This is a genomic window from Kineococcus glutinatus (assembly GCF_039542765.1).
In the GTDB taxonomy this organism is placed as follows: Bacteria; Actinomycetota; Actinomycetes; order Actinomycetales; family Kineococcaceae; genus Kineococcus_A; species Kineococcus_A glutinatus.
In genome coordinates, this window is the sequence record NZ_BAABIL010000448.1 from 1 (window position 1) to 10,559 (window position 10,559).

The window sequence follows — 10,559 nt, forward strand, 5'->3', positions numbered from 1 at the left end:
CTTCGCGGCCCGCTTGCGCGGGGCGCGCTCGGCCGCCGGCGTGGTCGGGCTCGCGGTGACGGGACCGCGAGCGGCGCCGCGCTTGGGCCGCTCCCCGCTGGCGGGGGTGCCGCCGGGTGCGGCCGCCGCACCGGCGCCCTCCTCACCGCCGGCGTCACCGGCCGAGGAGGGGTCGGTGTCCCGCTGCGTGGGTTCGGCCGGGGTGGCGCGCTTCATGGCCCGCGACAACGCCGCCGCCTTGCGCACCGCGGCGGCCTGTCCCTGCGCGGCGCTGGAGGCCGAGGGCAGCGTGCCGTCCCTGCGGGCCTGCGTCACGGAGATGGCCTTGCCGGCCTCCACCTTCGGCAACCCCTGGGTCAGGACCTCCCCGTACACCTCGTCGGGGTCCAGGCGGCGCAGCTCCTCGGTCAGGCAGTCCTTGACGGGACGCCGGCCCAGCGCGATGCGCCGCTCCGGCTGTCCGGGCTGGCTCAGGGTCGCGACCGTCTGGTCCGGGCGCACCAGCTCCACCGCCCCGGACTTGCGCTCCAGCCGCACGCTCTGCACGCCGCCGCCGCGCTTGGTGCGCACCCGCGTCACCGGGCACTGCAGCCGCTGCGCCAGCCACGCCGCCAGCAGGTCCGTGCTGGGGCTGTCGGGCGCACCGGCGACCGTGGCCGCGTGCACCTTCTCGTGCGGGGGCTGGTCCAGCGCCGCGGCCAGCAGCGCCCGCCAGTTCGTCAGCCGGGTCCACGCGAAGTCGGTGTCGCCGGCGGCGTAGGTGGCGCGGCGCTGCTCCAGCGCCTTGGCGGGGTTGGACGTCTCCGCCGAGTCGGTGATGCGCCGCTGCGCGATGCGACCGATGGGGTCGTTGGCCACGTCGGACGGGGCGATGCCCACCCACCAGGCCACGATCGGGGCGTCGGGCAGCAGCAGCGACATGACGGTCGTCTGGCCGTGCTCCACCAGCGGGCCGTACAGGCGCAGCACCACCACCTCGCTGGCACCGGCGTCCCCGCCCACGCGGATCTGGGCGTCCAGGCGCGCGGCACCGCGCTTGTTGCCGCGGGCCAGCACGACCACCCGGCAGGGGTGCTCGCGGCTGGCCTCGTTGGCCGCGGTGATGGCCTCCTCGGCGTGGGCGTCGTCGGTGACGACGACCAGCGTGAGGACGCGGCCCAGGGCGACGGCACCGCCGGAGTCGCGGATCTCCACGAGGGCCTTGTTGATCGCGCTCGTCGACGTGCTGGGCAGATCGATGATCATCGGCGGGGCTCCGGGCGGGTCGGGGTGCGTCGCGGCTCGTGCGGGTGCCGGTGGGCCGGCGCGGGGCTCACGGCCGCCGCCAGGCTCGGCCGGTGCGCCCGAGCATCGCGTCGGCCGAGGGCGGCCCCCACGTGCCCGAGGCGTACGGCTCCGGTGCGCCGTTCTGGGCCCAGAACGCGGTGATGGGGTCGAGGATCTTCCACGACAGCTCCACCTCCTCGTGGCGGGGGAACAGCGGCGGGTCGCCGAGCAGCACGTCGAGGATGAGCCGCTCGTACGCCTCCGGGCTGGACTCGGTGAAGGCGTGGCCGTAGCCGAAGTCCATCGTGACGTCGCGCACCTCCATCGCCGTGCCCGGCACCTTGGAGCCGAAGCGCAGCGTCACCCCCTCGTCGGGCTGCACCCGGATGACCAGGGCGTTCTGCCCCAGCTCCTCGGTGGCGGTGCGCTCGAAGGGCAGGTGCGGGGCGCGCTTGAACACCACCGCGATCTCGGTGACGCGCCGGCCCAGGCGCTTGCCGGCGCGCAGGTAGAACGGCACCCCCGCCCAGCGGCGGGTGTCGACCTCCAGCTCGATGGCGGCGAACGTCTCGGTGATGGAGCTGGCGGGGATGCCGTCCTCGTCGAGGTAGCCCTTGACGTTCTCCGAGCCCTGCCAGCCCGAGGCGTACTGCCCGCGGGCGGTGGAGCGGGCCAGGTCCTGCGGCAGGCGCACCGCCGAGAGCACCTTGGCCTTCTCCGCGCGCAGGTCGGCGGCGTCGAAGGAGACCGGCTCCTCCATCGCCGTCAGCGCCATGAGCTGCAGCAGGTGGTTCTGGATGACGTCGCGGGCGGCGCCGATGCCGTCGTAGTAGCCGGCGCGGCCACCGATGCCGATGTCCTCGGCCATCGTGATCTGCACGTGGTCGACGTGGTTGGCGTTCCACAGCGGCTCGAACATCTGGTTGGCGAAGCGCAGCGCCAGCAGGTTCTGGACGGTCTCCTTGCCCAGGTAGTGGTCGATGCGGAACACCGAGTCCGGCGGGAAGACCTGCTCCACGACGGAGTTCAGCTCCCGCGCCGAGGCCAGGTCGTGGCCGAACGGCTTCTCGATGACCACCCGGCGCCAGGAGTCCCCGTCCTGCGCCGACAGCCCCGAGCGCGCCAGCTGCTTGGCCACCACGGGGAAGAACTTCGGCGGGATGGACAGGTAGAAGGCGTGGTTGCCGCCGGTGCCGCGCACCCGGTCCAGGTCCGCGACGGTCTGCGCCAGCTTGTCGAAGGCGTCGTCGTCGTCGAAGTCACCGGGCACGAACCGGAACCCCTCGGCCAGCTGCGCCCACACCGACTCCCGGAACGGGGTGCGGGCGTGGGCGCGGACGGCTTCGTAGACGACCTTGCCGAAGTCCTGGTCGGCCCAGTCGCGGCGCGCGAAGCCGGTGAGGGCGAACCCCGGCGGCAGCAGACCGCGGTTGGCCAGGTCGTAGATGGCCGGCATGAGCTTCTTGCGGGCCAGGTCGCCGGTGACGCCGAACAGCACCAGGCCGCAGGGCCCGGCGATGCGCGGCAGCCGCTTGTCGCGCGGGTCGCGCAGCGGGTTCTCCCGCGCGCCGAGGCGGTGGGTGCTCATGCGCCGCTCCCTCCAGCGGTCGGTGCGCCCTGGCGGACCGCGGCCAGCAGCTGCGCGGTGCCGGAGCGGCGGTCGGCCAGGTGCAGCCGCAGCACCGGGCGGCCGTGCTCGGCGAGCACGGAGGCGTCCCCGGCGGCCTGGGCGGCGATGAGCTCGCCGAAGCTGAACGGGATGCCGGGGATGGGCACCTCGTCGACGGGGGCGCCGGTGACTTGCAGGTAGACACCGGTGGCCGGGCCGCCCTTGTGGTACTGCCCGGTGGAGTGCAGGAACCGCGGCCCCCACCCGAACGTCACCGGCCGGCCGGTGCGCTGGGCCAGCGCCTCGCGCAGCTGGGCCAGCTCGGTGTCGGTCTCCCGGTCGAGGTAGGCCATGACCGCGACGTAGCCGCGCTCGCCGTCCAGGTGCCCCAGCAGGGCGTCCAGGGCGGCCGGGACGGAGTCCGCGCCGGCCTCCAGCAGCCCGGTGCTGGCGCGCACCTCCACCGCCCCGTCGGTGAACGCAGCCTCCTGCGCGGAGCCGCGCTCGTCGAGGAGGGCGCGGGTGGCCTTCTTCGCGCTCTCCACGTCCGGCTGGTCGAAGGGGTTGATGCCCAGCAGCCGGCCCGCCACGGCGGTGGCGTACTCCCACAGCAGGAACTGCGCACCCAGCGCACCGCTGACGCGCACCTCCGCGCCCGTCGTGGCGGCGGTGTCGGTGCCCAGGGCGTCGTCGGGGACGAGGCGCACCACGGTGGTGTCGGCGCCGGGGGAGGCGACCTCGGGGGCGCCCGTGCCGGCGACCACCACGGGCAGGACGCCGGTGCCCTCCTTGCCGGTGGACTCGGCGATCAGCTGCTCGGCCCAGTCGCCGAAACCGACCAGCGGGGTGCCGTCCTCCACGATGACGACCTTGTCGCGGGCCGGCGGGTCCTGGCGGCCCTCACCGCGACCGGTGGCGCCGCCGGCGATGGCCGCGCCGAGCACGAGGGCGGGGTTGCCCTCGTCGTCGGCGGCGAGCATCTCCGCGGCCTCCTCCGCCTCGTCGAGCAGCGCGCCCAGGTCCACCCCGGCCAGGCCCGAGGGCACCAGCCCGAACGCCGTCAGCGCCGAGTAGCGCCCGCCCACGTGCGGGTCGGCGGTGAAGACGGCCCGGTAGCCGGCCTCCTCGGCGGTGGCCTGCAGCCCCGAGCCGGGGTCGGTGACCACGACGATGCGGCGGGCGGCGTCGATGCCGGCGCGGGTGAAGGCGTCGGCCAGCGCGCGCCGCTGGGAGTCGGTCTCCACGGTGTTGCCGGACTTGGAGGAGACCACGACCACGGTGCGGTCGAGCCGGTCGGTCAGCGCCCGGCGCACCTGGCCGGGGTCGGTGCCGTCCAGCACGGTGAGCTCCACCCCGGCGGTGCGGGTGATGACCTCCGGCGCCAGCGAGGAGCCGCCCATGCCGCACAGCACGACGTGGTCGACGCCCTCGGCGCGCAGGTCCTCGCGCAGCTCGGCGATGCGCTCCACCAGCGGGCGCGAGGAGGTCGCCAGCGACACCCACGACAGCCGGACGGCGGCCTCGGAGCGGGCGGCCTCCCCCCACAGCGAGGCGTCCTGCGCGCTGATGCGGGAGGCGACGGCGTCGGCGACGAGGGCGGGGACGGCGGCGGCGACGGCCTCGGCGGCCTCGCCGGCCGCGCGGACCTCCAGGGCGGTCACTCGCCGGCCTTCAGGACGGCGCGGGCGTTGTCCAGCTCGTTGGTGACGGTCTGCAGCAGCTCGCCCCAGCTGGCCTCGAACTTGTCCAGGCCCTCGGTCTCCAGGGAGGTCACGACGTCGTCGTAGGAGACGCCGAGGCGCTCCAGCGCGTCGAGCACCTCCCGCGCGGCGTCGTAGCCGCCGCGCACGGTGTCACCGGTGACCTCGCCGTGGTCGGCGGTGGCCTCCAGCGTCTTGCCGGGCATGGTGTTCACGGTGCCCGGGGCGACGAGCCCGGTGACGTACAGGGTGTCGGGCAGGTTGGGGTCCTTCACGCCGGTGGAGGCCCACAGCGGCCGCTGCGGCTTGGCCCCGGCCTGCTCCAGCACCTGCCAGCGCGGGGTGGAGAACACCTCCTCGTAGGCCTGGTAGGCCAGCCGCGCGTTGGCCAGGCCGGCCTTGGAGCGCAGCGCCGTGGCCTCGGGGGAGCCGACGGCGTCCAGGCGCTTGTCGATCTCGGTGTCGACGCGGGAGACGAAGAAGGAGGCCACCGACGCCAGGTCGGTGAGGTCCAGGCCCTTCTCGCGGGCCTGCTCCAGGCCGGCGAGGAAGGCGTTCATCACCCCGCGGTAGCGGTCCAGGGAGAAGATGAGGGTGACGTTGACGCTGATGCCCTCGGAGAGCGCGGTGGTGATGGCCGGCAGGCCCTCCACCGTCGCGGGGATCTTGATGTAGAGGTTGGGGCGGTCCACCGCGGCCCACAGGGCGCGGGCGGAGGCGATGGTGCCCTCGGTGTCGCGCGCCAGGCGCGGGTCGACCTCCAGGGAGACGCGGCCGTCGAGGTGCTGGCTGCGCTCGTAGACCGGTGCCAGCAGGTCGCAGGCGCGGCGGACGTCCTCGGTGGTGATGGCGAAGACGGCGTCGTCGAGGGAGGTGCCCGCCGCGGCGAGCTCCTTGACCTGCTCGGCGTAGGCGTCGCCCTTGGACAGCGCCGAGGCGAAGATGGTCGGGTTGGTGGTGATGCCGACGACACCGCGGTCGACGAGGCGCTGCAGGTCGCCGGAGGCGATCAGCTCGCGGGACAGGTCGTCGAGCCACACGGACACCCCGTGCTCGGCCAGCTGGGCGAGTGCGTTGTTCATGGTGCTTCTCCTCAGTCCGTTGCGGCGCCGCTGCCGGCGCCCCTCGAGGCGCCGTGCCGGCGCCGCTTGCGGAGCGGGGGCGGGACCGGACCGGTCCCGCCCCCGACGATCACGGCAGGTTCGCGATGCTCTCCTTGGCCGCCGACGCCACGGCCTCGCCCGTGATGCCGAACTCGCGGTAGATGTCCTGGTAGTCGCCCGAGGCGCCGAAGTGCTCCAGGCTCACGATGCGCCCGTGCTCGCCGACCAGCTCGCGCCAGCCCTGCGCGACGGCGGCCTCCACCGACACGCGCGCCTTGACCTGCGGCAGCAGGACGGTGTCGCGGTAGGCCTGGTCCTGCTCGAGGAACCACTCCCGGCAGGGCAGGGACACCACGCGGGTGGGGATGCCCTCGCCCTCCAGCAGCTCCCGCGCCTGCAGCGCCTGCTGCACCTCCGAGCCGGTGCCGATGAGGATGACCTGCGGGGTGGCCGCGGAGGACTCCGCGAGGACGTAGCCGCCCTTGGCGGTGCCCTCGGCCGCCCCGACGCCGGGGGCGGAGCGGTCGATGGTGGGCAGGTTCTGCCGGCTCAGCGCCAGGCCGGCGGGGCGGTCGGTGTTCTCCAGGATGGTCTTCCACGCCCACGCGGTCTCGTTGGCGTCGGCCGGGCGCACCACGTCCAGGCCGGGGATGGCCCGCAGCGAGGCCAGGTGCTCGATCGGCTGGTGGGTGGGGCCGTCCTCGCCCAGGCCGATGGAGTCGTGCGTCCACACGTACGTCACCGGCAGCTTCATGATCGCCGCCAGGCGCACCGAGGGGCGCATGTAGTCGCTGAAGACGAGGAACGTGCCGCCGTAGGGGCGGGTGCCCCCGTGCAGCGCGATGCCGTTGAGGATGGCGCCCATCGCGTGCTCGCGGATGCCGAAGTGCAGGGTGCGCCCGTAGGGGTTGCCCGGCCACTGCTTCGTCTGGCGGCTCTCGGGCAGGAACGACGGCTCGCCCTTGATGGTGGTGAGGTTGGACTCGGCCAGGTCCGCCGAGCCGCCCCACAGCTCCGGCAGCACCGGGCCGAGGGCGTTGAGCACCTCGCCGGAGGCCTTGCGGGTGGCCACGGACGTGCCGGCCTCGAAGACGGGCAGCGCCTGCGCCCAGCCGTCGGGCAGGGTGCGGGTGCGCATCCGGTCCCACAGCGCCGCGCGCTCGGCGGCACCCTCGCGCCAGGTGGCGAAGGACGCGTCCCACTCCTGCCGCAGCGCCCGGCCGCGCTCGCGCACCGCGCGGGTGTGCTCCAGCACGTCGGCGTCGACCTGGAAGGCCTGCTCGGGGTCGAAGCCGAGGACCTCCTTGGTGGCCTTCACCTCCGCCTCGCCCAGCGCCGACCCGTGCGACTTGCCGGTGTTCTGCAGGTTCGGGGCCGGGTAGGCGATGATCGTGCGCAGCACGATGATCGAGGGCTTGGACGTCTCCGCCTTCGCGGCGTTGAGGGCGTCGAACAGGCCCGGCAGGTCCTCGGTGTAGGGGCCGTCGCCGCCGTTGGTCCAGTCGATGGTCTGCACGTGCCAGCCGTAGGCCTCGTACCGCTTGCCGGTGTCCTCGGCCAGGGAGATCGCGGTGTCGTCCTCGATGGAGATGTGGTTGGCGTCGTAGACGACGACGAGGTTGCCCAGCTCCTGCACGCCGGCGATGGCCGAGGCCTCCGCGGCCACGCCCTCCTGGATGTCGCCGTCGGAGGCCAGCACCCAGATGGTGTGGTCGAACGGGCTGGTGCCCGGCGCGGCCCCGGGGTCGAACAGGCCGCGCTCGCGGCGGGCGGCCATCGCCATGCCGACGGCGGAGGAGATGCCCTGCCCCAGCGGGCCGGTCGTCATCTCCACACCCGCGGTGTGGCCGTGCTCGGGGTGGCCGGGCGTCTTGGAGCCCAGCTTGCGCAGCGCCTTGAGGTCGTCGAGCTCCAGGCCGTACCCGCTCAGGTACAGCTGGACGTACAGGGTGAGGCTGGAGTGCCCGCAGGAGAGGACGAAGCGGTCGCGCCCGGCCCAGTCCGGGTCGGCCGGGTCGTGGCGCAGCAGGCGCTGGAACAGCAGCTGCGCGACGGGGGCGAGGCTCATGGCAGTCCCGGGGTGGCCGTTGCCCGCCCGCTGCACGGCGTCCATCGCCAGGACCCGCGCGGTGTCCGTGGCACGGCGGTCCAGGTCGCTCCACTCGAGGGTCTGCTCGCTCACGTGTCTCCTCCTCGTGCGGACCGCGGGGCCGCGCGCGCTGCGCGGCGACCGGTGGCCCGCTGTCAGTCTGTCGTCGTCTGCCGGGCCCGGTCGCTCGGGCGCAGCCGTCCAGCACCTCGCACGAGCGCCTCGCACGAACGGGCACACCGCCGGGCGGCCGCAACCGCGCGGTTGCCGCCGCCCGCTGCTCCTGTGCCCGTGGCGAAGATCACTACACTTGCGAGCCTACCGGCACCCGGGTGCGGCGGGAAAACAGCCCCCGCGGCCCCGCGGGCCGCGGGGAAGGGGTACCGCCGCGGTGTTTCCCGGTGGTGTCCCGTCCGTTTCCCGGTGTGTCACCGGGCTCACGGCGGGCCCCGGCCGCTGTGCGCCGGCGCCGGTGCGACCCGCGCCGCGGCGGTGCCCGGCGGCCTCCGGCGAACGCCGGCGCGGGGTCGCGGCGTACGATCGGAGGCGTCCGCCTGCCCCCGCGCCCCGAGGACACCGTGACCGTCGTCGACCCGCGTCCCTCCGACGCCCCCGCCCTGCGCGCCACCAGCGCCCGCGGGTTCCTCCGTCGGCTCCGCTGGGTCCGTACGGCCAAGGCCTACGTCGCCCTCACGAAGCCGCGCATCATCGAGCTGCTGCTCATCACCACCGTGCCGGTGATGTTCTTCGCCGCCGGCGGGTTGCCGCCGTGGCGCACGGTGCTGGCGACCTTCCTCGGCGGTGCGCTCGCCGCGGGCAGCGCCAACGCGCTCAACTGCTACTTCGACCGCGACATCGACCGCCTGATGCACCGCACGGAGCGCCGGCCCCTGGTGACGGGTGAGCTCACCCCGCGCCAGGCCCTGGTCTTCGCGCTGGCGCTGGGGGCGGCCTCCGTCGCGCTGTTCGCCGGCGTCGTCAACGTGCTCTCGGCGGCCCTGGCCCTGGCGGCGATCCTGCTCTACGTCGTGGGGTACACGCTGCTGCTCAAGCGGCGCACGTCGCAGAACATCGTCTGGGGCGGGGTGGCCGGCTGCATGCAGGTCCTCATCGGCTGGACCGCGGTGACCGGCAGCCTGGCCTGGGCCCCGTTCGTGCTGTTCGGGGTCATCTTCCTGTGGACCCCGCCGCACTACTGGCCGCTGTCGATGCGCTACCGCGACGACTACGCCAACGCCGGGGTGCCGATGCTGCCGGTGGTGGCACGGCCGGTGTCGGTGGCGCGCCAGGTCGTCGGCTACGCCTGGGCGATGGTGGCCTGCTCGCTGCTGCTGGTGCCCGTCGGCGGTGCCGGCTGGGTGTACGCGGTGGCCGCCGCGCTGCTGGGGGCGGGGTTCCTCGCGCAGTCCCACGCGCTGCTGCGGCGCGCGCACCACTTCGAGCGCACCGCCGGTGCCACGGCGGACGTCACGGGCGCGCAGCTGAAGGGGTTGCTGCCGATGCGGGTCTTCCACGGCTCGATCTCGTACCTGACGCTGCTGTCGGTGGCGGTGCTCGTCGACCCGCTGGTGCACCTGCCCCTCTGAGGGCCCCCGCCCCGCCCCCGGTACGCCGACAGGCCCGCCACCCGCGTACAGCGGGTGGCGGGCCTGTCGGCGTACCGGGGGCGGGCGCGGTTCTCGCGCCAGGGGCGCGGGGACCCTCAGGAGACGGTCGCGGCGGGCGGCCGGGGCGCGGCGGCCACCGGCTCGGTCAGGGCCAGCAGCAGGCGCGTCACGGCCACGACGAGGACGCACGCGCCCGCCATGTGCGCGGCGACGAGCACCTCCGGCAGCCCCGTGAAGTACTGCACGTAGCCGATGGTGCCCTGCGCCAGCGTCACGACGAGCAGCTCCACGCCGCGCCGCTGCGCCGCCCGGCCGGCGCCGGCCAGGCGCAGCGCCACGACGCAGCCGATCACCAGGCCGCAGAAGGCCATCACCACGTCGGCGTGCAGCCAGCTCACCGTCCGCGGGTCCAGCGGCAGGCGGGAGGGGGAGTCGGCGTCGCCGGAGTGCGGCCCGGAGCCGGTGACCAGGGTGCCCAGCACGATGACGACGGCGGCCACCAGCGCGGTGAACCGGGCCAGGTGGCGCACCTCGGCGCGCACCGCGCTGCGGCGCGGGCCGGGGGCCTCGCGCGCGCGCATCCACAGCGCGGTGGAGACGGCGACCAGGACGGCGGAGACGAGGAAGTGCAGCACCACCGTCACGGGCGCCAGATCGGTGTGCACGACGATGCCGCCGATGAGCGCCTGGGCGAGGATGCCGAGCAGCAGCGGCGCCACCCAGCGCAGCAGGTCCGGGCGCCGCGCGCGCAGCACCGCCACCAGCGCGGCCAGCGCCACGAGGCCGACGAAGCCGGTGAGGGTGCGGTTGCCGAACTCGATGTACTTGTGGAAGCCCTCCTCCTGCTCCACCACCGGCACGTAGGAACCCGGCACGCACTGCGGCCAGGTCGGGCAGCCCAGCCCCGAGCCGGTGAGGCGCACCACACCGCCGGTGACGACGATGAGGCTCTCGGCGACGACGTTGAAGGCCAGCAGCCTCGACGTCCAGGCCCCGACGGGTCCGCCGCGGACGGCACCCCCGGTGCTCGCAGGGGTTCCGGCGCGGATCGTCGTGCTCACCCGTCGATGGTAGGTCGCCCGCCGGTGGCGCCCGCCACCGCACGGGGTGCGCTGCGCCACAGCCGTGCGCGCCGGCGGCCGGGTCCGCAGCGGCCCCGCAGCGCACCCGGCCCGCACCGGGGGC

The 10,559-nt window shown here is 74.8% G+C and carries 7 protein-coding genes; 1 reads left to right on the forward strand and 6 read right to left on the reverse strand.

Features of this window, described 5'->3' with window-relative positions:
* The 5 genes from opcA to tkt form a co-directional block, all read right to left on the reverse strand.
* On the reverse strand, nucleotides 1-1,245 hold a 1,245-nt coding region (gene opcA / locus ABEB16_RS15755; protein WP_345713175.1), incomplete at its 3' end, for a glucose-6-phosphate dehydrogenase assembly protein OpcA.
* A 67-nt stretch (nucleotides 1,246-1,312) separates the two neighbouring features.
* Entirely contained in the window at nucleotides 1,313-2,854 is a 1,542-nt protein-coding gene (gene zwf, locus ABEB16_RS15760) for a glucose-6-phosphate dehydrogenase (protein WP_345713176.1), read from the reverse strand.
* Nucleotides 2,851-4,536, reverse strand: a complete 1,686-nt coding sequence (locus ABEB16_RS15765; protein ID WP_345713177.1) for a glucose-6-phosphate isomerase — start codon at nucleotides 4,534-4,536, stop codon at nucleotides 2,851-2,853. The genes zwf and ABEB16_RS15765 overlap by 4 nt, the downstream gene beginning before the upstream one ends.
* Nucleotides 4,533-5,657, reverse strand: coding sequence for a transaldolase (gene tal / locus ABEB16_RS15770; RefSeq protein ID WP_345713178.1), 1,125 nt, complete (start codon nucleotides 5,655-5,657; stop codon nucleotides 4,533-4,535). Before tal ends, ABEB16_RS15765 begins: the two co-directional genes overlap by 4 nt.
* A gap of 109 nt (nucleotides 5,658-5,766) precedes the next feature.
* Complete coding sequence (gene tkt, locus ABEB16_RS15775; protein WP_345713179.1) at nucleotides 5,767-7,860, reverse strand: transketolase; 2,094 nt, start codon at nucleotides 7,858-7,860, stop codon at nucleotides 5,767-5,769.
* 485 nt (nucleotides 7,861-8,345) lie between these two features.
* On the opposite strand from tkt, the gene ABEB16_RS15780 reads away from it, so the two are divergent.
* Complete coding sequence (locus tag ABEB16_RS15780; RefSeq protein ID WP_425560218.1) at nucleotides 8,346-9,353, forward strand: heme o synthase; 1,008 nt, start codon at nucleotides 8,346-8,348, stop codon at nucleotides 9,351-9,353.
* Between the two features lie 116 nt (nucleotides 9,354-9,469).
* Here ABEB16_RS15780 and ABEB16_RS15785 read toward each other — a convergent pair whose 3' ends face one another.
* Nucleotides 9,470-10,435 carry a COX15/CtaA family protein gene (locus tag ABEB16_RS15785; RefSeq protein ID WP_345713180.1) on the reverse strand — a complete coding sequence of 322 codons (966 nt, stop codon included), beginning with the start codon at nucleotides 10,433-10,435 and terminating at the stop codon, nucleotides 9,470-9,472.
* Between the last annotated feature and the right edge of the window lie 124 nt (nucleotides 10,436-10,559).

What these genes read in the sequence shown, in the direction of transcription:
- zwf (WP_345713176.1), bottom strand. Translation starts at nt 2,854, where the DNA reads ATGAGCACCCACCGCCTCGGCGCGCGGGAGAACCCGCTGCGCGACCCG.
- tal (WP_345713178.1), bottom strand. Translation starts at nt 5,657, where the DNA reads ATGAACAACGCACTCGCCCAGCTGGCCGAGCACGGGGTGTCCGTGTGG.